We start from the raw sequence: 24,930 nt of genomic DNA, 5'->3' as shown, positions 1-24,930 counted from the left end.
CAGCGGGCTGGCCGCCCGCTCGTGTGTCGTGATGACGGTGCTAGAACTGCCCTAAGAAGCGCATGTCACCTGTCATGAGCATGCGCAGGTCAGGCAGGTCGTAGCGCAGCGCCGCCACACGCTCGACGCCGATGCCAAAGGCAAAGCCGGAGTATCGCTCGCTGTCGATGCCCACGTAGCCGAAGACGTTGGGGTCGACCATCCCGCAGCCAAGGATCTCGAGCCACCCCGTGTTCTTGCAGAAACGGCAACCCACCCCGCCGCAGACGCCGCAGGAGACGTCGACCTCGCAGCTCGGCTCTGTGAACGGGAAGAAGTGAGGACGGTAGCGAGTGGCGCGATCCTGGCCGAAGATCTCGCGACAGAGGTGGTCGAGCGTTCCCTTGAGGTCTCCGAAGGTGATGCCCTCATCCACGACGAGACCCTCGACCTGGGTGAACTGCGGCAGGTGGTTGGCGTCTGCGGTGTCGGGGCGAAACACCGTCCCCGGGCAGATCATGTAGATGGGGGGCCTCTTCTCCTCCATCACGTGAACCTGCACACCCGAGGTCTGGGTGCGCAGCAAGACGTCAGACTCGCCGAGGGCGTGGGACTCCTTGCCCTTAGAGGCGTTGTCGACCACGTAGAAGGTGTCCTGTGCCGAGCGGCTGGGATGATCCTCAGGGGCATTCAGCGCCGTGAAGTTGTAGTAGGTCGTCTCGACGAAGGGACCGTCCTCCACGGTATAGCCAAGCCCCACGAAGATGTCCTCGATCTCCTCGCGGATCTGGCTGATGAGATGCTCCGTGCCATGCGAGAGGCGACGGCCCGGCAGCGTGACGTCGGCCACCTCGGCCGATATCCGAGCCTCGAGCGCGGCCTTCGCAAGCTGCTCCCTTCTCTGGCCGATGGCCGCCTCGACGTTTGCGCGCACGGTGTTGGCAAGCTGACCCATGGCCGGGCGCTCCTCCTTGGGCAGCCTACCCATCGAGCGCATGATCGCCGTGAGCGAACCCTTCTTGCCCAGCGACGCCACGCGCACCTGCTCGAGGGCCTCGAGCGTCCTCGCCTTTGCAAGGCCTTGCTCAACCCGTTCCTGAATCGCCCTCAGCTCATCCGACATCGCCATACGAGAAACCCCTCTCCTCCAAACAAAAACGTCCCCAGGCAACGTGCCCAAGGACGGATGATCCGCGGTACCACCTTGCTTGCCGCACGCACTGTTCACTGCGAGCGGCCACTCATCAAGCCCCGTGTCGTGGGACAGACGGCTTCCCTACTTGGAGAGCATCGATCACCCATCCCTGCCAGAACGGGCGGGAGTGAAGACGAGGGTGTCTACCGTTCAGGTCGCAGCTGATAGAGTGAACGTCCCCTGTCAGCCCTCGCAGGGGCCTTCCAGCCGATGGACCCCCTCTCTCGTGCTTGGGCAACGCGACAAGAGAACCTCTCCGTCATGGCCTCTGTGGCATGGTAGCACAGCCGCGCGCTCAACAAGGCCCTCGGTCACAAGTTCACGCAACGCCACACCCTGTGGAGAGGGTCCGCCCAAGACCCTCTGAGATTCCCTCGTCTTGTCAATGCCACGCCCACAGTGGCAGTGCCCTGTCGCAAGACCAAGGGAGAGACGCGCTCATACACACGGCCGCCTGGCATCACCCCGAGCGGCCCTCGCGGCGCAAGATGCGGCATCTGAGCTCGGCACGTGCGACGTCGAGCGGGATCCTCTCCTGCTCGATACGGCGAGGCCCTCTGTGGTCGGGCGAGCACAGGGCGAGGTAGAGCTCGTTTTCCTCGGTCGTGAGCCCCCCGAGCGCAGAGGCGTCCTTGCCCTTGAGCCTCCTGCCGCGCGCATCGACGTCCGTGCCGAAGCGCCAATACCTCGTGTAGGTCTTTTTATCCATGAGCATGCTCTCCACCTCAAGGCCCCTGTCACGATACTTGGCCAGTATCTCGAAGCCGCTCGCATCGATGTCTCCCCAGTAGAACAGATGCCGACAACGAGCCACCCACGCGACGTTCACGAGTCTGGACACGCCGGCCATCCCGTCTCCCAGCACGCAGATGCCGCCCTCAAGCTCGCAAAACCACAGCGCGCTGTCACGGTTCTCGCAGATGATGACAACGCGTGGCTCATAGGCCGGCCCGTTGCAATCCCCCTCCAAAAGCGTGTCATGGGCCCTGCCCCCAGCGGCAAGGTGCTCAGGATCGAGGTAGTGGAAGCGGACGAGATGGGGACGCTCCCTCAGACATAGGTCATCCAGCCTTGCGAGCTGGCAGATAAGGGCACGACGTCCGTGCGCATCGAGCCACTTCGCATGGAAGCCCTCGAGCGGGACCTCGCGCGGCGTCATCCCCGAGCGTCATGAAAAGAAAACCACAGGGCCGCGCGGCAGAGCAGATCGAAGTCCGTCTCTTCCATCCCCTTAGGATCGCAGGCCTTGAGCACCGAGAGCAGCGTGTCGGCACCGACCTTCGGAAAGTCACGCATAAGCCTTCCCAGCCGCCGCTTTGCCTGCGCGAGGTGCCCTTGCATGCCCGTCGCCTGGGCGAGCTCGTCGAGTGACGCTGCGCAGACGTGCGTCGGCAGGCTGTGGGCGACCGACCCTACCAGGCGCCTCTCGCGCTCGCAGTGGAGCCCATGGCCCAGGGCCCACCGCTCGACCTCAGAGAGCTCGCCGTCTATGTCCGCAAAGCCTCTCTCGAGGTCCGCGCGGGAGGGCCTCCCCAAAAAGACGCGAAACGGCCAGGCACCCGTACCTGCCGCGCTTCCGGAGAGCTCTGCGGCCCAGACCCTGCGGTAGTGTCGGGCGAGCCTATCTTTTACCTCGTCGACGCCCGTGCACGCCACAGGCTCAGCCCGCCCTCTCCTTGAGATCGGGGCCGACCTTGTCCAGCTGCGCCACGAAGGACCTGCGTGACGGGTCAGCCACGACGTGAAGCACGCGCTGAGCCTTCGCGACGACGGACTGGAACTTCTCCTCAGGTACCGCGATGATGATCTGGAAGCCAAAGCCCTGCCACGCCGAGAGGGCGCGTGTCGTGAAGCGCGAGTCGGCCTTGATGAACCCCTCGTCGAGCAAGACCGGGGCAAAGCCTGGAAGGGAGCCTCCCTCCTGGCCCAGGCGGTACAGCAGGGCCGCACCCAAGATGAAGGCTACTATCTCGGCCACCTCGCCGCCTGACTTGCTGGCGAGCATATTGTAGACCGCCTTGGGCTTATCGGGGTGCTCCGGGGCGATGACACGCGCCGTGAGCCGGACGTGACGGCGCCTATCAAGGACATCGTTGCGCCTGCGCCTCGCCTCGACACGCGTGTCCTCGGGGTCGATGAGGGCAATGAGCTGCTCGGCCTTTCGGTAGTAGGCGTCGCGCTCGGCCTTGTCGCTGTGGCTCTCGTAATCGAGCAGCTCCCGCATGAGCAGCCTGAACTCGCGTACCTCGGCCTTCTCGCTGTCGCGGCACACGATCTCGAGACGACCTCCCTCCCGGCCGAAGGGCAGGGTACGCAGGATGTCGTTGATGGGCTCAAGCCTGTCGTCGATGCTCTCGCGCGCATCCCTAAACGCCACGTCAAGCGGGATCAGGTCCTCCTTGACCCATGCGAGCATGTGCTCGAACCAGGCATCCTTCTGCAGGTGGAAGCCCTCCTCCTCCAGCTGGGAGAGGACGACCAGGTAGTCGGGTGCCGAAGAGGCCTCCGTGCCCAATCGGTTATCGGGCCATCTTTCCTGGTACTCCTGGAGCCTGCGCTCTATACGCGCCCTAAGGCCCCTCTCACGCTCGACGTCACGCGAGATCAGCTCCATGACCTGGCGCCTCACCTGCTCGACTATCGGACCGAGACTCTTGAGGTTATCCTGTGCGCTATGGTTGGCAAGCATCTTGCCGCCGAGACGCCCCAACAGCTCGAAGGCAGGAGGTGTCCCCTCAATCCGCTCGCCTGCACCCTCGATGGCCACCAGCTCGTCTCTCTGTCCCAGGACGCCCGTGAGCTCATCGCACACGAGCTGGAGCTCGCGCTCGCTGCCACCCAGGCTCTTTATCGCCTCCTCAAGCTGCAGGCGGGCATCCTTTACCTGTGCGGCAAGCCGCTCAAGTCGCCCGCTGCTCCTCACAAACTCATCCTTCTGGTGCTGCGCGTGCACGAGCTCGTCGTGGGCGCTGGCAACGTCGACCTCCCTGAAGTCGTAACGTGCGATGCGCTCGGCAGACGCCTGGCGAACGACCAGCTCGCTCAGTGCCTTGGATGCGGCGTCCTCGGCAGCCTTCGCCGCCTGATGCTCTTCGCTGACCTTGACGAGCTCCGCTGTCAGTCGCTCGACCTGAGCACTGTTGTCAAAGCCGATGATGCCCTCCGAGGACCTGTCACGCCCGTGCGCCCCGCGCGAGCCATCCCTCGTCTGACCGTTGATGGTAACACGCCGACCCTCCCCACCCAGCTCACGCGGGGAGCCGACGCAGAGCGCGTCATGGTGCTCGTCGCACACGACGCTGCGCACCCAGGGACCGAACGGGGAGTCGCTCGCGAATGTGAGCTTCTCGGAGAGGTAGCCCTCTCTCGCGCAGGCATCATAGCTGCGCTCGACGTCCACGCGACGAAAGGTGACGCGACTGCGGAGCCTGAGCTCGTCGATGGAGGAGCTGAAGCGCTCGAAGTCGCGTGCATCGACGAGCAACGTACGGGCGAGGCCGCCGTGCACCGACTCGATGGCCAGACGCCAAGCCTCGTCGACGACCTCCATGAGCTCGCCGACAAAGGGCAGGCTCTTCGCAGGGATACCTGATGCCTTGGCCAGACGCTCGCGGGCCTCACCCAGACCTCGGGGGATGCGGCTCTGGTGCCCCTGAAAGTACTCCAGGTCGCTACGGAGCTCGTCGGCTTGCAGCTCAAGTCGCACCCGTTGAGCGACACAGGAGCTGTGTTTCGCACTACACTCCTCGTGAGCCTGCGGGTAGCCCTCGACGAAGGCCGAGACACGCTCCTGCAGCGCGCAGAAGTCCGCCTCTGAGGTAGGTAGGTGCCCAAAGTGGGGAGTCACCTCACGATCGAGGTTCTCAGATGCGGCGCGTACGCTTGACAAGCGCTCCTGCGCCCGAAGGATCATGCTGTCAAGTTGAGAGAGCCTCTCGGTATAGCCGCTTGCGGCCAACTCTGCGTTGAGCTCGGCGAGCCGGGCGTCCCTCCGAGAGCGTTCGTCACGCCTCGCCTCGCATTCACGCTCCAGCTGGGCCTTCCTCTCTGTCAGCTCGCCCACCCTCGTCTTGAGCAGGTCTAGGGTCACCCTGCGCCTCCACGTGTCGAAGAGCGCCGGCGCAAGCGCCGCCCTGCCCGTGTCGAGCGCCTCGAGCGCCTCGTCGCGCTCGTGAGAGAACTCGCGCACCTCAGTGAGCAGGCTGACCTTCTCCTGTTTCTCGCGCATGCGCTCGTAGGCGCTGTGGTGCTCGCGATAGCTCGCCACGGCCGCCGACGCTGCCTCGAACGTCGCGGGTCTGTCAAGCACCTGCTCCCGGAACAGCTCGTCGATCGATCGGAAGCTCGAGCCTGACCTGATCCGGCCAAGCAGGTCCATGACCTCCTTGCCGCTTCCCTGCTCGTCCACTTTCAAGACGCGGTGGACGTAGGTCAAAAACTCATCAACCTGCGAGAACGACCTGAAGTCACTGCCAATGACACGACGGACGCGCTCGGCGGTGAAGTTGGCGTCGGCGATCGACTCGAGCGAGCGTGGGTCAAAGTCACGAAACATCGTCATGCGCAGCTGCTTGATGTCCGAGTTGGCGGTATAGCCGGCAGCGATCCAGAACAGCTTGGCCACAGAGAACGTGGTTTTCACGTCCGAGCGATACCCCAGCACGATGGCGCTCCATCGGTTGCAGTGCCCGTCACGCAGCATCTGCACCTGGCGACGGCCCTCCTCGTCCTCGACATCCTCCAGTTTGCCGCGCACGTACCCGATGAGCGAGCGCTTCTCGGATGTGAGGCTGCCACCCCGTCCTCCCTCGTTGCTGGCCGAGTTGTAGCTGCCGTTGCGGGTCATGACCTCAAAGAACGCATCCTCGATGGTCGACTTCCCCGTACCGCTGTCTCCCGATATCACCGTGGTCGGAACCTGCGCGAACCCTGTCTTGAACTCGAGCCTGTGATACCCGTCGAACGGGCCAAAGTTCACGAGTTGCATGGACTCGAGCTGCCACTGCCGCTCGACGAGAGGATCCATCTGCAATTGGTCGGCTGGCATCCGCCCGCTCCCTTCGATCTTTTCACTGCCTCACGTCGGCCTGAGCGTCGTCGCCATCGGCGATGCCATAGCGCGACAGCACGCCCTTGATCTCGTCGATGCCGTAGACAACGCCCACGATGGGCATGACCTGGTAGCGCCCATCGACAACCTCGCGCAGATAGCCGTTGCGCACCATGGCGCCGATGGCCTGCTCCATGTGGCTGTCCGCGAGGGCGACGTCGGGCATGTCCTCGAACATGCGCTCCATGGCCTCGCGAAGCTCGTCCCCCTCGACCCAGACGAGGGTCTCGCCCGCCGCCGTCGCGCTGAAGTACTTCGTGACCAGCTGTGTCATGAGCAAGGACTGCAGGTTGTTGAAGTAACTGATGGACTTCACCTTGTTGGGGACCGTGCCACCCTCCAGCTGCACCTGGTAGGAATAGGCAATGCCCGCGACGTCATCGACCCTCAGCCCAAGTAGCATGTCGGCAAGGCGGCTCCTCACGAGCTCGGGCGCACTCATGAGACCGTCCCATGCCACTCGGTCGGTCTCGGCGAAGATGTAGCGCTTCTTCACGAGGGCCGTGATCGCGTGACGCACCACAAGAGGACAGGTCCCCGTGTCCTCAGGAAACAGCGGCTCACCCTTGGGCGACACCCCTACGGGCGCGCCCTCTGTGCCTGAGCCATCCTGTCCCACCATGTCATCAGCCATCTTTGGCCTCCCTCCCGTGCGACACGTCCTCCCTCACGAGCATCACTTCCGGGGCCGACCACGGACGCAGGTCTCCGATGAAGTCGTAACACTCGTATACAGCATGGGGCGCCTGCTCCACGGCGACGCCCAAGCCCAGCGCAAACGTCATGAGGCCACAAAGCTCCACCTCACGGCGGATGTCCGGATCGAGGGCGTTGAATGCGTGCGAGAGCGCCATGGAGCCTCCCGACGGAATCTGTCGCTCCAAGGCGGCGAGGAGCGCCTCGGTCCGCGCACCGCCAAAATAGCGCAGGCGCTCGATGTCGATCCTCGGTATCGTGTCTGTATCTGCGGCATAGAGCGGAGGAGGCGCCTCGCGGTCGGACCTTGCCGAGAGACGAAACACCAACGACTCCAGCTGTGTCGTGTCAAGCGAGTCGTGCATGGGGCTTCTCGCAAGCGGTCCCCCCTCGAGCCCACGCGCCAGCACGACGTCGTAGAGCTTCTTCAGCAACGACGTATACTCGCGGTATGTCTCATGGTCATACTGCGTAATGGCGTTTGAGACCGTCTGGGAGCAGGCCTTGCGTAGCTTCAGCACGCCCGTCATGCCACTGACCAACCCCTTCCAGGAGCGCTCGAGCGAGGCACGCTCCCTCGCGTCGAGACTCGCAAGCGCGTCGGAGCGCGTGATCATACGCACGCGCGAGGAGATGTCCGCATTGAGCTTGCTGTTGGACAACATGGTGATGGCACCGTTGTACACCTGTCCCATATCCGTGCCGTCGAACAGCTCGTCGCTGCGCCGCAGATAGTCCGCAACAAGCTCGCCTCCCGGGCGCTCGTCCTTGTGAAAGGAGTCGATGAGCCTGTTGCGCTCCTCATACATCCTCCCCTCGATGCGGCTCATGTCGGCAGGGATCTGGGACATGAGGTCAAGGGCGTTTCGAAACATTGCAACTGGGTTCGCGTCGACGTCTGCCTCCCCTCCCGACGCGTCGAAGGCGTCAAGCGCCCGCTGGGCCCTCTCCACCTTGGAGACCAAATCCGCGCGACGCGCCTGCTTGTCGGGGTTTACCACGGTTGAGAGCTGCGTCAGCGCCTCAATGATGGTCTCGATGCGTGGGCTGGAGAGGATGATCTCGTCATCGCCTACGTCACGTGCCGCAGCGAGCACGGCGAGGGCCTCGGGCCTGAGCGAGTGCTCCGACATGCCCGACGGCAGGATGCGCTTGGCCAGAAGGCGAAACTCACGCATCCACTTGTCGTTCACGACCTCGCGCGCGTCTAGCCTGCTGCCGTCCTCATGGCGCCATACCTTGCGACCCGCGTGATCGAGCTCGTCGAGCAGGGCGTCAACCTGCGCGTAGAGGATCTCGGACTCCATGCGCGACGTCCCGTCGCCGAACAAGGTGCGGAGCAGCGCGACGGAGGCCTGCGCATAGTCGCTGCGCAGCAGGCGCATGGCGCCGTCCGCAAAGACGGCGTCAAGGGAATCGAACTGTGCCACCACCTCACTCATGTTGGCATCGCCCCTGCCGCGAGTGCCTCGATGGCGGCGGCAACCGCATCGTCCTCGCAGGCACCGATACGATGGTGGGCAGCAGCGAGGGCGTCTGCCGACGCGCCTGCCACGGCGAACGACAGGGGCACGTGCGAGAGCATCGACACGTCGTTTCCGCCGTCGCCAAAGACGGCGACCTGCGTCAGGTCTATGCCCAGACGCTCGCAGAGCACGTCGATGGCCGGACCCTTGCCCCAACCACGCGTCATCACGTTGAGCCAGGCAGCTTGCGGCACGTCGAAACTCAGCGCTCCCACAACGCGGCCCAGGCGATCGGCAAGATCATGCATCTGACTGATATCACCATCAAAGAAGACGTTGGCCTTCACGATCTCGCAATCTGGCACGTCATCGACAGGCACGCTCTTCTTCGCATAGGGGGCAAAGCAGCACGCGAGGTCTGCCTGGCTTCCCGCCACCAGAAGCGGCGTCGCATCGTCGAAGCAGACGAGACCCGTGCCCGGTATGGCGCGTAGCACCTGTGCAAGGCGCCGAAGCACGCCGCGATCCAGGACCTCGGCATGGATCCTTTCCCCGTCCAGGTAGACCTCCATACCGTTTGAGGCAAGCGCCGTCGCACAGAGGACCTCGTCGCCGCCCAGAAGCGGTGCCATCCACCTCTGCCCACGACCGCTCGCAGGACCAATGTGGATGCCGGCGCCTATAGCTGTACGGAAAGCCTCGACGCAGGCCTTGCTGACCTGCCGTTGCCCATACGGCAGTATCGTGCCGTCTATGTCCGTGAGTATGAGCTTGACGTCAATCCCCATGCGGTAGGTCATCCCTCCAACGACAGCGAGCTTTGGGTGCGTGCCGCAGCCACGGCAAGAGTATATGACCATCGCATGCCAAGGGGCTCCGCAAACAGCCAGCCGACCAAAGGAACGGAAGGCAAGGGTGTAGCACTTACCTTTGAGCCACCTCCAGCGCGGGGAGCAGGCCTTCCTCAAGACGCATGCGAAAGCTCTCCTTGTGAAAGCGTACGACGACGGTCGGCATCATGGGCATGCCGTAGGCCTCCCTTGGGATGGAGTCGATACGCGATGCGAGCGCGCTCAGGTCGATTCTGGGCACAACCCGCCCGATTGCCGCATTGCAGTCGAGGTCAGCGGCGGCGCCGATGTAGTCGAGGGGCTTGACGTGATGCCCGTCGTCTCTCAAGAAGACAAGAAGACGCCCTTGATGACTCGCTGTGCCTCGTTGAAGTCAACCAACGTGAGCCGCTCTTCGCCCATATCCCCCTCGTTCGTACCAGCTTCTCACCTATCATCATACGTGATACGACGAGTACCTGCGCTTTCCATCGTATCACCATACTTGATATTTTATATTGACAATAACGATAATCATTATTATTATCTTTCTCATCAGGGGGTGAATGGGGAGAGGAGACGAGGTCCAACATGAGAGCCCCTGACGCAGCATGACATGTAGTATCATAACGAGAAAGGTGACGCGCAAGCGTCCAAGAGAAGGGAAGCATTATGCTCGAGAGCAAGCTCAACAAACTTCTGGCCAACTACGCGGTGGAGTACCACAAACTCCAGACCCTCCACTGGTATGTGAAGGATCATGCGTTCTTCCAGGCGCATGCCAAGCTGGAGGACTACTACAACGAGGCCTATGAGGCAGTTGACGAGATTGCCGAGAAGCTGCGCATGATTGGTGGCAAGCCGCTCGCTAACATGGACGAGTTCAAGGCTAACGCGACGATCAGCGAGGCAAAGGGTGAGTTTGTTACCCAGAAGCAGGCCTTTGCGACGGCGAAGGCCGACTTCGAGCAGCTGCTTGCCGACGTCAAGGACATCAAGCATGACGCAGATGAGGAGGACAACTACCTCATCAGCGCCTTTGCCGACGATCTTATCGAGACCCTGTCCAAGGACATCTGGATGCTCGGACAGTCCGAGGACTAGCGGGTGGACGACCAGGTTAGCCCCTGGTCGAGGAGAGGGGCGGGCCGTGTCACTTGGCACGGCCCGCGCTTTTATGTTTGGGGCACGAGACCTCATCAAGGAAGACGAGCCATACGGTATTACGGCCTGGACGAGACAAGAGACTCCGCCTCGCCGAGCGAAAGCAGCCCCGTGGGTTCTAGGTACTCATCATGAAGGAGTTTCCACCCGCCTCCTGGGGTCGGCGAGAAGACGAGATTATGTCGGGTGGAGTAGCCCGTCTCGATGCCACTCCCTTCGGTGGTCAGGTAGGTGGTCTCGGTGGCGACAGCCCTGATTGTGCCATCTGCCTGTGGGACGATGTTGTCAATTGTGACGTCACTGCGCGACGAGGAATACTTCTCGCCCATCTGCGCGAGCTCCTGTCGATGATTCTCGACAGCTTGGGAGAATAATACGCCATTGACCTTGGGCTCTATGGAATCGACTTCACAAAAATCGTACGAATTTTGAGCGACTTGGCGCCCCTCGACCATGATGGTCGCCAAGCGTGTGAAGTGGTTGGTTGCGACCTCGGTAAGCTCGCCGACATCGGCAGAATCGGCTTTTGGGGCGCCCTCCCCGCGCGGGACGATGGTTGCGATCGCGATGATAAGAGCGCTGGCAAGAAGCACGACACCAATGACCTTGGCCCGAAGGAACCTGGCAGCTGACATCTTTGTCTCCCAACTCATTCCCACGAGTGATGCGGCAGGCGTGTGGATCTAGGCGCACAAACATAAGCACCATGCCGGCACGACCACCATCACCTATGTCTTTTCACATACTACCCCAAGGCCGTGTTAACCCTACCCTGATACGGCATGGCGACCCTCTGCCTTCACGTCAGCCGATACGGAGAGTACGGGGCTGGTCGGCAGGCGGCCCGACCGGGTCGGCGGAGCGGCAGACCTCATGCGGCCACGTGAGCCACACGAGATAGTCGTACCAGGAAACCCAAATTTCGTAGGCACGCGAACTCACGAAGCCTCAAGTTTACTGTATAGTAAAGCTAGAAATGGGGTGAAGTGCATGAGCGTCAAGACGGTTCTCAAAGTGGTTTGGCACGAGAAGAAGTATCTGTTGCTGGCTTGCCTCGCGTGCTTGGGAACGCTCTTATTTCTCTCCTTTCCGTCTGGGGGATTATCGCTTATATTCCACTACTGGTCTTTGGGCATCTTTGCCAATTCTGCTGATGAGGCACAGTTTCTAGTGACGCTTGAATGCTTCTTTCCCTCGTTTATGCTTGTGTACTTCATGAGTGACTGCATGCATGAGTTCATCTCGCATTCGATGCACGTTCTCGTGAGGGCTGCGTCGGTACGGGCCGTGGCGGGCATGTTGGCCCTGGTGCTAGCCATAAGTATCCTTGTCTATCTTTTCGTTGAGCTGGGATTTGTTCTGCTTCTGGATTCGGTTACCGGAATGCTTCCCAAGCTTTCTTTGCAGGACCTGGCCCTTTACCTGGCACCAGGGTTCCTCCTTCGCTTTCTGACGTTCTTTACCATTATTCTTGTAAGCAACTGCATCGTCTTCGTGTCGGAATCCCATCTTTTGGGCTTGGTTCCCATCACGCTTTTTCTGATTGGGCTGCTGGTGACTGCAGGCTACAAGACCCTGGCGGCTGCCCAGGCCCTGCCATGGCTTCAGCTTGTCCATTCCTGGCATGACACAAGGGTCAATGATCTTGTGTTTGGCTCGGGTCTGCCGGGCTTTAGCGAGTGTCACTCCATCATCTACCTCACTATCCTCAGCCTGCTATCCCTTTTCGCCTCCCTGAACTCTTTCCGACAGCAAGACCTACAGTAGGAGTCGCCATGGACACGATCAGCATCAGCCACGCCACCAAGCTCATCCAAAAGAGGATCGTGCTTGACGACGTGAACGTCGAGCTAGACCGAGGCGGCATATACTCGTTCAGCGGCATAAATGGCTCTGGTAAGTCGATGCTGTTCAAGGCCATCGCTGGCCTCGTCCACCTGACGTCAGGCTCGATCAGCGTGTTCGGACGCACGGTCGGCGTCGACTGCTCCTTCCCGCCTGACATGGGGATCGTGATGTCAGCTGCCCTGTGGGATGAGTACACGGCGGTCGAGAACCTTGAGCTCATCGCGTCGATCAGAGGCGTCATCTCCAGGAAGGGCATAGAGCGCGCGCTGCGGCGTGTGGGCCTAGACCCAAACGACAGGCGCATCTACAAGCAGTTTTCCTTGGGCATGAAGCAGCGGCTCGAGCTGGCCCAGGCGATTATGGAGGGGCCCTCCCTCCTGCTTTTGGACGAGCCAAGCAACGCCCTTGACTCCCATGGCCTCGAGCTGCTCTGTGGCATCATCCGCGAGGAGCACGAGAGGGGTGCCACGGTGCTTCTTGCGGCACACAACACCCCCGAGCTCACAGAGCTGAGTAGTCGTCAATTTGAGATGTACGAGGGAAAGCTGACGGAGAAGTAAGTCATCTGATAGATTCATGCTGATGGGAGGTGCCATGAGACCTAAGACAGTGACGAGATTCTTTATCGTGTTCTGCGTGCTTCTGTCATGTATGATGCTTGCGGTCGCATACATGACCGTGAGCTCCTATACGAACTACGCCAATGATCCTGAAGCTCTGCGCTCCTTGCCTGTACTCGAGAGTACGGTTAGCGAGGAGTCTCTCTCCCCGGAGGGAGACGAATCCCTTGGCCTGTACTCGGTGCAGTCGATGATCGAGAATTCAGACACGATTGTTGTCGGGCGCTTCAATGGGGGGCGGTCATACGGCTACCAGACCTTTGCGTCTGGCGTTGAGATTATTCGCTCTATAAAAGGAGAGCTAGCGGTGGGGCAGACTGTTCAGGTCTTTGAGCCTATGCGGATCTCTCGAGCTAAGGAGATCATCTCGAGACTCGGTTTAGACGATAGCAAATTGTCCGACGATGATGAGGCTCGGATAATTCGACCTTCTGCCCAGGGTTCGTACTGGCATGGAAAGGGCTTTATGAAGGAGGGAAACACCTACCTGTTCTTCCTGCAGAGAAAGGCATTGCCCCCTCAATACGTCGCACCTCATGGCGCTAGTCAGTACAGAATGTATGATTCACCTTACGCGCGGATTCTGTTGGCGGATGTGACCCCAATTTCAGTGTCAGAAGGCGCATCCATAGTCTCATTCGAGGAAAGTACGAACACCGATCAGTTCGTTGTGTACAGCCGCGCCAAGGAAGTCTATGAGGAAAATTGCAAACATCTGATTGATCAATTTTTATGATTAGATACTCCGATAGGAAATACATGCATCTGGCTCAGGGAACTGCCCTCTGAGCCCTGTCCCTACAGGGAGCGTTCTATGAAGCTGCGACCAATGACAGTGCTCCACCTCAAGAGGATGTGGGATCGAGTCGAGATAAAGATCGCGCTTTGCGTCATTTTGGTCTTGATCGCCCTCTCGTTCGTGGAGCTATGTCTCCACTTCTATGGGTTCGAGAGAGATGCTCTGCCCAGTGCCGCCTACGGGTGGATAGGCAACATGGACGTCATGCAGATCGTTGCGATCCACATCTGGTTCTACCTGCTCTTCTTCATCCTGTCCGCGTCCGTGTACGCCGACTCCATCGAGGCTGACCGAAAGCGACAGACTGCGATCCTGCTCGCCACGAGGACGAGCATGGCCGACTACGTTCGCTCCTCGGCCTGTGTGGCCTTCATCGGTGGGTTCGCAGTTGTGTTTGTGCCGCTTTTGCTCTCGCAGCTTCTCTCGCTGCTCATATTTCCCCTGAACTCCCCAGAGTTTGGCTTTCAGGCCCTCATGAATGAAGGGGCGCACCTCGATAACATACGGGTCAACATCATCTCCCGCAACGTGCTGTTTCCCAACCTGTACTTCAATCATCCCTACGTGTTAAACCTCATGTACATGCTGTACGCAAGCCTGATAGGCGGACTCGTCTCGGTCATAACACTCGGCATCTCCTTGTTCAGGTCATTTCGTCGCCATATACTCATTGGCCTGCCAATGGCCATCGTGTTCATCGTCTCGTTCATCCTACCCCGTAGGCTCCAAATGCAGTTCTATTTCTTTCCCGAGGCAACGCTTGAGGGCCTGTCCTACGGATACTTCTTTGGCCTGCCCGTGGTCTTGGCACTCGTGGCCGCGTTCTTGCTCTGGTATCCAATACGGACGCGGAGGGATATCCTGCTATGAGGGGGGCTCGCATCAGATCGGTCCTCCTCTCAAAGCAGCTGCGGTTGGTCACCCTCATGTCGGTTTCCGTCATGGCCTACTACAGTCCTCCTATGGCGCGGTCCTAGGTGGCGTTGATGGCGACCCGCCCGCCAGATTGGCGGGTACCGAGTTTTTCTCGCCAACTGGGCAAATGTCCTTACGAAAGTGCCCGCCAGATTGGCGGGCACTTTCCCGCTGGGCGACAGGCGCCGCGCAACAAGTGGCGGATGGCGCGCGATGCGCAACAAGTGCGGCGCACAGCCCCAGACACCGACCCGCCAACGGTCCGCGCGACGATCAGCGGGTGTGTCGCGCGAAGGCTGTGACTCTCTTGGCCACAAGGACCACCACAAGCAGTGCGACGGCCATGAGCACGATGGTGCCGCCTGGCTTGAGGCCAAGGTAGTACGAGGCCACGAGCCCAGCCACCGTCGTCAGGACGCCTATCGAGCTTGCAAAGATGCAGACCTGCCTCCAGCTACGGGCGAGCTGCAGGGCACAGGCAACCGGCACCACCATCATCGATGACACGATGAGGGAACCCACCGTGCGCGCCGCCACCGCAACCACGAGCGCAACCATCATCACGAAGGCGACGTTTGCCACGCTCACCGGGACCCCCACGGCCCTGGCATGTCTCTCGTCGAACGACATGAGAAAGAGCTCGCGACGCGCAAGCACGCAAAACGCGGTGGCAAGCAGGCTGACGGCGGCGATGCCCACAGTCTCCTCGGCGCTCACCGTAAGGATGCTCCCGAACATGAAGCTGTTGAAGCTCGACGCGTTGGGCACGAAGCCCGAGAGCACGCCCGCGAGGCCGATGCCCGTCGCCATGACGATGGCGACGGCAAGCTCAGACTGCTCACGAAAACGCCTGCGGACACCCTCGACACAGAGGGCGCCCGCAAGACAGGCGACGACCGCGCCCGCCACGGGGCTGACCCCAGCGACGAGGCCCCCCGCGACACCTGCAAGCGAGGTGTGCGAGAGCGCGTCTCCTATCATCGAGAGGCGCTTGAGCACCACCGTCACGCCCACAAGCGGGATGATGACGCCCAAGAGCACCCCCACGACGAGACTCCTCTGCATGAACACGTAGTCGAGCACCTATGCCCCCCTCTTGCCTGGCGCCAATGCGGCAGATGCGCTTGCCTCTGCCTGTGGCTCCGGCCATGCCAAGCCATCACGTATCCTGACCACCTTGGCGCCAAGTCCCGCGAGGGCCCCCAGGTCATGGGTCACGAGCAGGACTGCCATGCCCCTTTCGGCGTGCGCTTCACCGACCAGCCGATAAAAGACCTCGCGGCTCTCGCTGTCAAGCCCGTTGGTGGGCTCATCCAGTATGAGCAGGCACGGGTCGCCCACCAGGGCGCAGGCCAAGCGCACACGCTGAAGCTGTCCTCCAGAAAGCTCACTGATGAGGTGACGCACGAAGCCTCGCATGCCGACCCGCTCGAGCGCCGCCATGCTGCGCTTGTGGCGCTCTTTACGGCCAATCCCCCGTGCGCTCGCGTACTGGCTCGCATCGACCAGCTCCGACACGCTTGCGGGAAAGCGAGAGACGGCCTCGGGGAGAAGCTGCGGGACATAGCCGACGCGCGCCCAGTCGCGAAAGCGTGCGGGATCCTCGCCAAAGAGCTCGACGGTACCGGACGCGGGCATGATCTCCCCGACCACGAGCCGGGCGATGGTTGACTTTCCCGCACCATTGTCCCCCACCAGGGCGCAGATCTCCCCCGCCGCGACGCTCATGCAGGCGCCACGCAGGACCTCGTCGCCGCGATACGAGAAGCGCACGTCGTGAAGGACGACGGGCGTCCCGTCTGCGGAATGGAGATGACCCGCTTCGGCGGTGCGCTCTGGCATCAGGCAAGCGCCTTCTTGAGCTTATCGAGGTTCTCGCGCATGGTCGAGAAGTAGTCATCGCCAGACGCCAGCTCCTCCTCGCTGAGACCCTCCAAGGGGTTGAGCTCCTCGACGGAGGCGCCGGTCGCATCCGCGATGGACTGCGCGACCTTGGGACTCACGAGCTCCTCGCTGAAGATGGTCGTAACCCCGTTCTGCTTGACAAAGTCCGTGATCTTGGCCATCTGCTGGGCATCTGGCTCGGCATCCGCCTCGATGCCCTCTATGGGCAGCTGGGTGAGGCCATAGTCGTCGCAAAGGTAGCCGAAGGCCTCGTGGCTCACGACGATGTTCTTGTGCGGCAGCCCCTCAAGACCACTCTTGAACTCGGCGTCGAGCTTGTCGAACTCGGCACCCCACTTCTGGCAGTTCGCCTCGTAGGCGTCCTTGCCGTCGGGATCTGCCGCAGCGAGGGCATCCTTGATGTTCTCCATCTCTTGCTTCGCACGCCGTGGCGAGAGCCAGCAGTGCGGGTCGGTGTCGGAGACCTTGCTCGGATCCTCGCCTGCCCGCTCGTGCTCGGCCTTCTCCTCGCTAAGCGCCTCTGCGCTCAGCTTGAGCAGGGAGAGACCCTTGCTCGCCTCGACGGATTTGGGGGCGTCGCTCCCAAGACCCTCGAGGGTGTCGCTCACCCAGTGCTCCATGCCAGCACCGTTGTAGACGAGCAGCTTCGCGTCGGTGATGGTACGCATGTCCGTGGTCGAGGGCTCCCAGTCGTGGGGCTCAGTGCCTGCTGGCACCAGACAACTGACCTCGACGCGATCTCCGCCAACCTTTGAGGTGAAGTCGTACATGGGGTAGAAGCTCGCCGCCACCTTGAGCTTTGCGCCCGACCCACCGGCGGCAGCATTGGTGCCAGTGCCGCCCTGACCCCCCTCCTTCTTCTGTCCTCCCGAAGAGCAGCCTGCGAGCACGAACGCCGCGGCAGATCCCATGAGCCCCAAGGCACCACGGCGCGTGAACATAACCTTTTTACCTGTCATCAGATCCTGCCTCTCTTGAAGCCATACATTCCTGACATAAGCCGTACAGCACGGTACGCGTCGGGTCGATGGAGAAGCCATGGTCCGCCTGAACGTGACGCGTAAACTCGACGAGCATCTCGCAATCAAGCGAGAGCACTTTTCCGCAATCCAGGCACACCAGCTGCCCCTCATCGCGACGAGCTGGATCTATGAGGCGATACCGTGCCTCACCACCCCCTGGGACGAAGGCCTTCGCGACCTCGCCCTCCCTGGACAATGACTCGAGCGTGCGATACGCCGTCGTACGGCCGACGCTCGAACCCTCCGTGCGCATGAGACCAAAGACGTCGTCCACGCTCAGGTATCGATCGGCGTGCGCGGCAAGAAACGCGGCGACGGCCTGCCGCTGCCTCGTGTTGTACGCGCGCCTCACCACCATGCCCACCTCGCTGTCCTACGTCGCTCCCGCACCAAAACCCGTACCCGCTCAGAATTCGAATTCGGATTTCATTTTATAGGCGAGGCTGGGAATTGCAAGGATTCGTTTCCTTAAATTTCTACATCTTTGTGGAGCTATCACCTTCGCATGCAACCTCAACTGTTGCGACCACCTAGGGGTCAACGCAAAAGCAGCATAGACAGCATCAGAACACTGGCGTAGCGTTGTCCGGAATCTCATAGACGCCCAAGCGAGGAGAAAGAGGGGCGCAGACGGCCCCCTCCCCGTGGGCAGGACTCAGTTGGCGCTGGCGATACGCGCGGCCTTACGGGCGTGAGGCTCGTGCGAGCGTGAGGCTCACGCCGGTACCCTCAAGTGCAGAGGCCATGGCAGCGTCCGGGTCCGAGTCCATAATGATGGCATCAAAGTCGGCCACGTCTGCAAAGCGGATGAGGCCGGCCGCGCCCACCTTGCTCGCATCCAGAAGGCAATAGCGCTTGTCCGCCGCTGACAGCATCGCCCGCTTGAGCTCGGCCATGCTCTGGTAGTCGGTCATGAAGCCACGGCCGCCCACGTAGGCTCCCGGACAGAGGAAGGCCTTGCGGGCATGAAGGCTCGCCAGGGCGGAGAGGGCCAAGGGTCCCGTCGTGTAGCGGTGAGCCTTGCGCAGCATCCCGCCCAGGAGCACGACATCGCAGCTTGGCATGGAATGATCGATGTGCTCCGCGATGGTGAGGTCCGCCGTGAGTATCGTGAGCCCGCTTGACGCGAAGAGCGCCCGCACAAATTCGAGCGCAGTCGTTCCCGAATCGAGCAGCAGCGTGTCCCCATCGCAGACGAGTCCTGCGGCAACCTGGGCGATGGCGCGCTTCGCCTCTGCGTTCACGCTCGCACGCCTCTCCTGAACAGAGACGGTAAGCTGATGTGACAGCGACACGGCCCCGCCATGTGTGCGCCGGAGCTTTCCATCGCGCTCGAGCGCGTCTAAGTCTGCTCGCGCCGTGACGCGAGAGATGCCGAAGGCCCTCGCGAGCTGCGTCACTCGTACCGAGGACTCCCTGGAGAGCAGCTCTAGGATGGCGGCACGCCTCTCCTCAGGTCCCGGCAGCTCCTTCTCGACCATATGCTCCTCCTCACTTTCTGTCTGTGTAGAAATTATGTTGTGCTATACTTTCTTATTAGCAAGTATAATACATTTTCTTTTCTTGCGTAAGAAAATGCGACTGATTGATCAATCTAGAGATTTACAGCTCAATAGTATCTATTTACCAGCTTATTCTATAATGAATTCTATTCTACTTACTTTTTCTTTCTCTTTGAGGTCTCGATCTTGATACGTAGTGATATTTCTAAAATGAAAAGTCCTTCTGACCCACCTAGAATGAGTCTCGACAAGCGCATCGTACGCCACGGAACGATGCAGGGACAAGGAGGTCACTATGTTCGTCACCACCAAGGAAATGCTGCTCAGGGCACAGGAGGGCCACTATGCCGTCGGCGCCTTCAACGTCGAGAACCTCGAGTTCGTCATGGCGGTTGTCCGTGCGGCGCAATCGAAGAGGTCGCCCGTCATCATGCAGACAACCCCCGGCACGGTAAGGTACGCGAGCCTCGACTACTTCGTGGCCATGGTTCGCTGCGCAGCCGAGAGCGCCGACGTGCCCGTTGCCCTGCACCTGGACCACGGCAACGGCTTCGACCGCTGCGTACAGGCCATCCGCGCAGGCTACAGCTCCGTTATGATCGATGGGTCACACGTCCCCTTCGAGGACAACATCGCCCTCACCGAGTCGGTCACCAAGGTAGCACTGCCCATCAACCTCCCCGTCGAGGCCGAGCTCGGCAAGGTGGGTGGCAAGGAGGATGACGGACCAGCCGTCGAGGGCGAGAGCCCCTATACTGACCCCGACGAGGCCGAAGAGTTCGTCGCGCGCACCCAGTGCAGCTCGCTGGCCGTTGGGGTGGGGACCGTGCACGGCATCTACAAGGGTACGCCTCACATCGAGCAAGGCGTCCTCAAGGCCATCTGCTCTCGCCTGAGCATACCCCTGGTGCTCCACGGCACCTCCGGCGTACCCGACGACCAGGTGGCTGAGGCCATCGCCAACGGCATATGTAAGGTGAACTATGCCACCGAGCTGCGCCAGGCCTTCATGCACGGCTTCATGGGCCACATGGAAAAGGACCCCGCGTGCTTTGATCCCAAAAAGCCAGCCGCTCCCGGCATGGATGAGATCCAGGCCGTTGTCGAGAGCCACATGGACAATCTTGGCTCCACGAACAAGGCGTAGGGCACATCCTGTTGGCGTCTGGGACGACCGCATACCAGGCAAGTCGCCCCAGGCGCCCCTTCTACCGAGGAGGCAAGCAATGATAACGACGGTCACGCTCAACGCATCCATCGACAAGGCCTACCACATGGAGCACGAGATAGTGGGTGGCACGGTCATGCGCGTGGCGCGGGTGGCAAACAGCGCCGGAGGCAAGGGCCTCAACGTCGCGCGCGTCGCCAGGCTCTGCGGGTCAGACGTGCAGGCAACAGGACTCGTGGGCGGGTTCAACGGGCAGTACCTCGAGGCCCTCGCCGAGGCGGACGGCATACGGAGCAGGTTCGGGCACATCGCCGGTGAGACACGCAGCTGTGTGAACATCCTGGACCCCATGTTCTCCTCGACCGAGTTCCTCGAGCCCGGGCCCACCGTGGGCGTCGACGAGTTTGAGGCCTACCTTGCAGAGTTTCCCTCCATCATCGCAGGCTCAGACGTCGTCACGCTCTCGGGAAGCCTGCCTGCCGGCGTGGGCAAGGACAGCTACCAAAAGCTCGTCAGGCTCGCCTTAGGCGAGGGCAAACGGGTCATCCTCGACAGCTCGGGCGAGGAGCTCAGGCTTGGCCTTGAGGCTAGTCCCACGATGATAAAACCCAACCAGGACGAGATCGAGGCACTCTTGGGTGCTATGGCCACGGCTCAGGACAATGTCGTCACACAGGCGAGGAGCCTGCGCGAGGATGGCGTGGAGCAGGTCGTGATCTCACTGGGCAAGGACGGGGCCCTGCTCGCCTGCGAAGAAGGCTGCTTTCGGGCCATCCCCCCAAAGGTCAAGGTGGCAAACACCGTGGGCTGCGGAGACTCAATGGTAGCCGCCTTCGCCGTGGCGTTCGAGCGCGCGATGGCCCCGAGGGAGGCGCTGGCCTATGCCATCGCCGTCGCGTCTGCCGCGGCGATGTCGCCAAACACGGGCGAATACGATCCGGCGGACCGCGACGCGATCATGAGCCATGTCGAGGTCCGTGCCGTCGGTTGAGGGCCCCAACCCACCGGCCGTGACGGCATTGTGGGTGGCCGAGCCGACTGTAGAGTAGAGCATCGTGGAACCCAAGCAGCATGCGATCAGCGAGACATCGAGGGTGTTAGCACCAATGAAAAGGCTGATATCGTATGGCTCTTCGAGAGTTAGCGTGGGTTGACGCCTCGGCGAATCGCGTCGCAACAGTGTACACGAATGCCCCAAAACAGAACCGAGAGCCCATTTTCTCCGATCTGTGTACACTCCTGCATACCCACGGCCGCTCGCGCGACCGGGCGGGGCCACGGGTCCCATGACATCGACGGCCCCATGGCCCCGCGCTACTCAGATGTTCGGACCTGAGGCCCACCCCACCGGGGCGGTGACGCAACCACCTACCCACACGAACTCACGAAGTCTCTATCGTATAGTAGGATTTTGTATATTATCGATAGCATGGCGATGCGACCGACGCTAACAGTATGCGGGGGATCAACAGAGGGATGGGAGGACGGCATGGGAAGGCTCATCCGCCAGAGACATAAGGACCTGTGCGCCTACATATCCCCAGGGGACGCCTCCTCGAGGTGGAAGAGGCAGGTATCCCCGTCCGAGGAGTTCCTCAGCCACGTCATCCGCTCCGCCTCATCTGACGGCCCCCTCCCCATTCGGGTCGACAAGACCGAGCAGGAAGGCCAAACGCTTCGCACCCGCATCAACGGCGCGGACAGCGGCCTGGTCGTCGAGACGAGTCCCGGTGCTTCGACGGTGTCCCTCTGGGATGAGCGCGTCTGGGCCGCTGGCCCCGGCGCTTCCGAGGGCGGCCCGTCGCCCACAGCAGGCGACGTCATCTGCCGGGACCCCACTGCAGCGGGAGACGTCCTCGCCGAGGCCCTACGTATCCTCACCGGCGCCCGCAGCGCCCGTCACACGACGTCAGAGGGTCCCGGGGAGTCGCACTTCGACATCTACGTGGACAACCCCCTCTTGGAACCCGGCGAGCGGGTAGTCGCCAACGTGACCTTCCACGTGGGATCCGGCTGGGCCGCCCCACCGGATCCTCCCGCCACGGGAGCTAGCCCGCGCGAGGAGGCTGCGTGGCTCTCCCGCGCCCTGCAGGCGGGCGATGTCGGAACACTGCTGACCTACGACGTGGAGGGCGGTGAGGATGGCTCCGCGTGCTGCCTGCGCCTCAACGGAACGGCGGGCGACCTGTGGGTGGGCATCGGCCCGAGCCTGTGCGAGGTCTGTGCCCTGGGAGAGCGCGTCGTAGTGGCCGCTGAGTCTCTGCGCCCCGAGCTAGCCCGGCCCTCCTCTCACGATGACATCCTCTACGGCGGCCCCTTCGAGGGACGCCCGCGCGCCGAGGTGCTCGCTGTCTTGCTCGAACTGGCGGGTACCCTTGCCGGGGCGACGGGCGTCTTCCACGACGAGACGGTCGAGGGTGGCCGGATGAGATGGATATCGCCCGGCCTCGACCCCTTCTCTGAGTGCACCTATGACCTCTATGTGAGGGATGGGCGCTCCGCCCCGCGCGCCGTGCGCCTCGCCAACGTCATCGTTCACGTGAACTGCGATGCGACGGGAGCCGACTGGGAGACCGCCGGCTGGGGCGTCATTGAGGATGGCATCGCAGCCGGTGAGTCAGATCCTCCTGCAGCTGAAGAGCCTTCCGCGCCCGCCAGGGAGCCGTACGTGCTCGTGCCCGACAGACCCCGCCCCGAGCCTCCCCAGGAAGCCACCGGACTATCGGCACTCCTCGCACGGCCGATTCGCAGAAGAGTCAGTCGTCCGTTTCTTGGCGCGAACCCGTCGCGGTGCCTTACGGGACCGGGGATGGGTGTTCGAACCTGGGAGGCTCACCAGCTTCTCCTCAGGCGCCTCCAACTGAGTGACTTCTCCCACCTCCTGACGCTTATAATGGACGAGGAAGAGGAGGACGACCAGACGTTTGCGCTGCTTCTTGACGGATGGGGCGGGGGCTTCTGCGTATCCGTTACGGAACACTGCTCTGACGTCTGCTTCGGTGGCGAGCGAGTCTGGTTTATCCCCGAGCACAATCGAAACAAGCTGGCTCACCAAGACATGCAAGGTGACGTCGTCTACGGCGGCCCCATCGCATGCAGGCCTCGCACGGAGGTGTTCGATCTTCTCTTCGAGGTGATCCGTCTCTTCGCAGGAGCGACCGAGGCCTTCCACGACGAGACCCGCTTGGCCGAGAAGTGGGGCATGGACTTCAGCGAGTTCGATGACTGTTCCTATGACATCTACGTGAGAAACCCCAACCTTGATCCTTGTCGAAGAGAGTTTGCCAACATGACCTTCCACGTGAACTGCGACGTTGGTCGAGCCTGGGGGGATCCGATCCCCGCACCGGTCGCAGCCGATGCCCCGCCCGATGACGACGCCATATGGAAGGCGTGGGGGAGCTGCCGCTGGGCTCTGGACGCCTTTGGCACCCTCTGGCTCGCGCCTGCGGCGGGGTGCGTTTCAGGCGAGGCGCCCTGCCTCACAGGCAGCCCGACCGACGCCCCCTGGCACGACCAGCGCCTTGAGATCGCAGTTGTCAGGGTCCTGGGAAAGGTGCGCCTGGGTGCGGGGTGCTCCTACCTGTTCTTCGGGCTGGAGCGCTGCTCAGAGATGTACCTTACGGGCCTCGACACCTCGCGGACACGCGACATGTCCGGTATGTTTGGCCTGTGCCCGGCGCTCTGGCACCTTGACGCCTCGAACTGGGACGTCTCGGGCGTCACGGACATGTCCCGCATGTTTGAGTCGTGCTACGTCCTGGACTCCCTCGACCTCTCCGGTTGGGACGTCTCCGGGGTCAGCGACATGTCCCTGATGTTCTACGAGTGCCAGGCCCTTTCCTCTCTCGATCTCTTTGGCTGGAACGTCTCCAGGGTGGAGAACATGCGCGGCATGTTCCGCGACTGTCGATCGTTGACCTCGCTCGACCTCTTTGGCTGGGACGTCTCCGGGGTCAGCGACATGTCCCTGATGTTCTGCGACTGTCGCTCACTGGCATCGCTCGATGCCTCCGGCTGGGACACCTCAAGGGTTGGTGACATGCGCAGCATGTTCTGTGACTGCCACTCACTAACCTCTCTCGAAGCCTCCAGCTGGGACACCTCACAGGTGAGGAACATGGGGGGCATGTTTCAGAGGTGTACCTCACTGGCCTCGCTCGACGTCTCCGGCTGGAACGTCTCGCGGGTGGAGAACATGGAGGGCATGTTCCTCATCTGCCCCTCGCTCGCCTCCCTGGATGTCTCCACATGGGACGTATCAAGCGTGCGGGACATGAGTGGCATGTTCGATGGCTGTGTCTCGCTTTCCTCGCTGGACATGACGGGTTGGGATATGTCCAGCGTCGAGTTCCTGCGGGAGATGTTCTCCTATTGCGATGAGCTCAGTGAGGTCAGGCTCGGTCCCGATTTCTCGTTCAGACCCTGCGACCCCTCACTGAGCCCGTGGCTCGCGAGCCTGCCCAACCCTCCCGCGACGCCTCCCTACACCGGGAAGTGGGCCTTGGGGGGCGGCCAGCCCGAGATGGGCGCGGAGGAGCTGGCCGAAGCTTTTGGCCCCTCACTTGCAGGCACCTGGGTGTGGGCGCGGGAGTGCAGCTGAGCCATCACGACGCCAGAAGTCGGCGCGCCTTAGAAGCGTAGGTCCTCGAAACACGGAGATGTGCGCCAGAGGGTCCCGAGACCCCCTGGCCACCTCGTACCGGCCATC

The 24,930-nt window shown here is 61.8% G+C and carries 22 protein-coding genes; 8 read left to right on the top strand and 14 right to left on the bottom strand.

The genetic code is table 11. The annotated features are described in order from the left end of the window. Positions 1-40: 40 nt before the first annotated feature. The 8 genes from pheS to ADJ70_RS04855 form a co-directional block, all read right to left on the bottom strand. A complete protein-coding gene (gene pheS / locus ADJ70_RS04890) occupies positions 41-1,108 on the bottom strand; it encodes a phenylalanine--tRNA ligase subunit alpha (protein ID WP_050344018.1) in 1,068 nt (355 codons plus the stop codon). A gap of 526 nt (positions 1,109-1,634) precedes the next feature. Beyond that, positions 1,635-2,333: a DUF2220 domain-containing protein gene (locus ADJ70_RS04885; RefSeq protein WP_062393090.1), complete on the bottom strand. Its 699-nt coding sequence runs from the start codon at positions 2,331-2,333 to the stop codon at positions 1,635-1,637. Then, positions 2,330-2,830, bottom strand: coding sequence for a DUF3322 domain-containing protein (locus ADJ70_RS04880; protein WP_062393088.1), 501 nt, complete (start codon positions 2,828-2,830; stop codon positions 2,330-2,332). The genes ADJ70_RS04885 and ADJ70_RS04880 overlap by 4 nt, the downstream gene beginning before the upstream one ends. 4 nt (positions 2,831-2,834) lie before the next feature. Then, positions 2,835-6,221: an ATP-binding protein gene (locus tag ADJ70_RS04875; RefSeq protein WP_050344014.1), complete on the bottom strand. Its 3,387-nt coding sequence runs from the start codon at positions 6,219-6,221 to the stop codon at positions 2,835-2,837. Positions 6,222-6,243: 22 nt separating this feature from the next. Beyond that, complete coding sequence (locus ADJ70_RS04870) at positions 6,244-6,918, bottom strand: DUF4194 domain-containing protein (RefSeq protein ID WP_050344012.1); 675 nt, start codon at positions 6,916-6,918, stop codon at positions 6,244-6,246. Next, a complete protein-coding gene (locus ADJ70_RS04865) occupies positions 6,911-8,422 on the bottom strand; it encodes a DUF3375 family protein (RefSeq protein WP_050344010.1) in 1,512 nt (503 codons plus the stop codon). Before ADJ70_RS04865 ends, ADJ70_RS04870 begins: the two co-directional genes overlap by 8 nt. Continuing rightward, positions 8,419-9,306, bottom strand: a complete 888-nt coding sequence (locus ADJ70_RS04860) for an HAD family hydrolase (protein WP_253273234.1) — start codon at positions 9,304-9,306, stop codon at positions 8,419-8,421. Before ADJ70_RS04860 ends, ADJ70_RS04865 begins: the two co-directional genes overlap by 4 nt. Before the next feature lie 64 nt (positions 9,307-9,370). After that, the gene (locus ADJ70_RS04855) at positions 9,371-9,625 is read right to left on the bottom strand and encodes a hypothetical protein (RefSeq protein WP_050344008.1); all 255 of its coding nucleotides are present in this window, start codon (positions 9,623-9,625) and stop codon (positions 9,371-9,373) included. Between the two features lie 323 nt (positions 9,626-9,948). Here ADJ70_RS04855 and ADJ70_RS04850 point away from each other — a divergent pair, with 323 nt between their 5' ends. Continuing rightward, entirely contained in the window at positions 9,949-10,380 is a 432-nt protein-coding gene (locus ADJ70_RS04850) for a DNA starvation/stationary phase protection protein (protein WP_050344006.1), read from the top strand. Positions 10,381-10,499: 119 nt separating this feature from the next. Here the strand turns inward: ADJ70_RS04850 and ADJ70_RS04845 are convergent, their stop codons facing one another. Then, positions 10,500-11,075 (bottom strand): hypothetical protein, encoded by a 576-nt coding sequence (locus ADJ70_RS04845; protein ID WP_050344004.1) that lies wholly within the window; start codon positions 11,073-11,075, stop codon positions 10,500-10,502. A 355-nt stretch (positions 11,076-11,430) separates the two neighbouring features. Between ADJ70_RS04845 and ADJ70_RS04840 the strand changes: the two genes are divergently transcribed. The 4 genes from ADJ70_RS04840 (at position 11,431) to ADJ70_RS04825 (ending at position 14,577) form a co-directional block, all read left to right on the top strand. After that, complete coding sequence (locus ADJ70_RS04840; RefSeq protein WP_050344002.1) at positions 11,431-12,207, top strand: hypothetical protein; 777 nt, start codon at positions 11,431-11,433, stop codon at positions 12,205-12,207. 8 nt (positions 12,208-12,215) lie between these two features. Next, positions 12,216-12,848: an ATP-binding cassette domain-containing protein gene (locus tag ADJ70_RS04835; RefSeq protein WP_050344000.1), complete on the top strand. Its 633-nt coding sequence runs from the start codon at positions 12,216-12,218 to the stop codon at positions 12,846-12,848. A gap of 34 nt (positions 12,849-12,882) precedes the next feature. Next, complete coding sequence (locus ADJ70_RS04830; protein WP_050343998.1) at positions 12,883-13,644, top strand: hypothetical protein; 762 nt, start codon at positions 12,883-12,885, stop codon at positions 13,642-13,644. 78 nt (positions 13,645-13,722) lie between these two features. Beyond that, the gene (locus ADJ70_RS04825; protein ID WP_050343996.1) at positions 13,723-14,577 is read left to right on the top strand and encodes a hypothetical protein; all 855 of its coding nucleotides are present in this window, start codon (positions 13,723-13,725) and stop codon (positions 14,575-14,577) included. Between the two features lie 318 nt (positions 14,578-14,895). Here ADJ70_RS04825 and ADJ70_RS04820 read toward each other — a convergent pair whose 3' ends face one another. The 5 genes from ADJ70_RS04820 to ADJ70_RS04800 form a co-directional block, all read right to left on the bottom strand. Then, positions 14,896-15,705, bottom strand: coding sequence for a metal ABC transporter permease (locus ADJ70_RS04820; protein ID WP_050343994.1), 810 nt, complete (start codon positions 15,703-15,705; stop codon positions 14,896-14,898). After that, complete coding sequence (locus ADJ70_RS04815; RefSeq protein ID WP_083443820.1) at positions 15,706-16,464, bottom strand: metal ABC transporter ATP-binding protein; 759 nt, start codon at positions 16,462-16,464, stop codon at positions 15,706-15,708. After that, positions 16,464-17,486, bottom strand: a complete 1,023-nt coding sequence (locus ADJ70_RS04810) for a metal ABC transporter substrate-binding protein (protein WP_253273233.1) — start codon at positions 17,484-17,486, stop codon at positions 16,464-16,466. Before ADJ70_RS04810 ends, ADJ70_RS04815 begins: the two co-directional genes overlap by 1 nt. After that, a complete protein-coding gene (locus tag ADJ70_RS04805; RefSeq protein ID WP_050343989.1) occupies positions 17,476-17,907 on the bottom strand; it encodes a Fur family transcriptional regulator in 432 nt (143 codons plus the stop codon). The genes ADJ70_RS04810 and ADJ70_RS04805 overlap by 11 nt, the downstream gene beginning before the upstream one ends. Before the next feature lie 325 nt (positions 17,908-18,232). Next, positions 18,233-19,030 carry a DeoR/GlpR family DNA-binding transcription regulator gene (locus ADJ70_RS04800; protein WP_050343987.1) on the bottom strand — a complete coding sequence of 266 codons (798 nt, stop codon included), beginning with the start codon at positions 19,028-19,030 and terminating at the stop codon, positions 18,233-18,235. Between the two features lie 316 nt (positions 19,031-19,346). On the opposite strand from ADJ70_RS04800, the gene ADJ70_RS04795 reads away from it, so the two are divergent. The 3 genes from ADJ70_RS04795 (at position 19,347) to ADJ70_RS04785 (ending at position 24,822) form a co-directional block, all read left to right on the top strand. Continuing rightward, positions 19,347-20,198, top strand: a complete 852-nt coding sequence (locus ADJ70_RS04795; RefSeq protein WP_050343985.1) for a class II fructose-bisphosphate aldolase — start codon at positions 19,347-19,349, stop codon at positions 20,196-20,198. 79 nt (positions 20,199-20,277) lie between these two features. Continuing rightward, entirely contained in the window at positions 20,278-21,210 is a 933-nt protein-coding gene (pfkB, locus tag ADJ70_RS04790) for a 1-phosphofructokinase (RefSeq protein WP_050343983.1), read from the top strand. Between the two features lie 498 nt (positions 21,211-21,708). Beyond that, complete coding sequence (locus ADJ70_RS04785; RefSeq protein WP_050343981.1) at positions 21,709-24,822, top strand: BspA family leucine-rich repeat surface protein; 3,114 nt, start codon at positions 21,709-21,711, stop codon at positions 24,820-24,822. Positions 24,823-24,930: the final 108 nt, after the last annotated feature.

Source organism: Olsenella sp. oral taxon 807, from assembly GCF_001189515.2.
Taxonomy (GTDB): domain Bacteria; phylum Actinomycetota; class Coriobacteriia; order Coriobacteriales; family Atopobiaceae; genus Olsenella_F.
The sequence above is the reverse complement of the archived record's forward strand: the minus strand, read 5'-3'. Positions and strand labels throughout refer to the sequence as shown.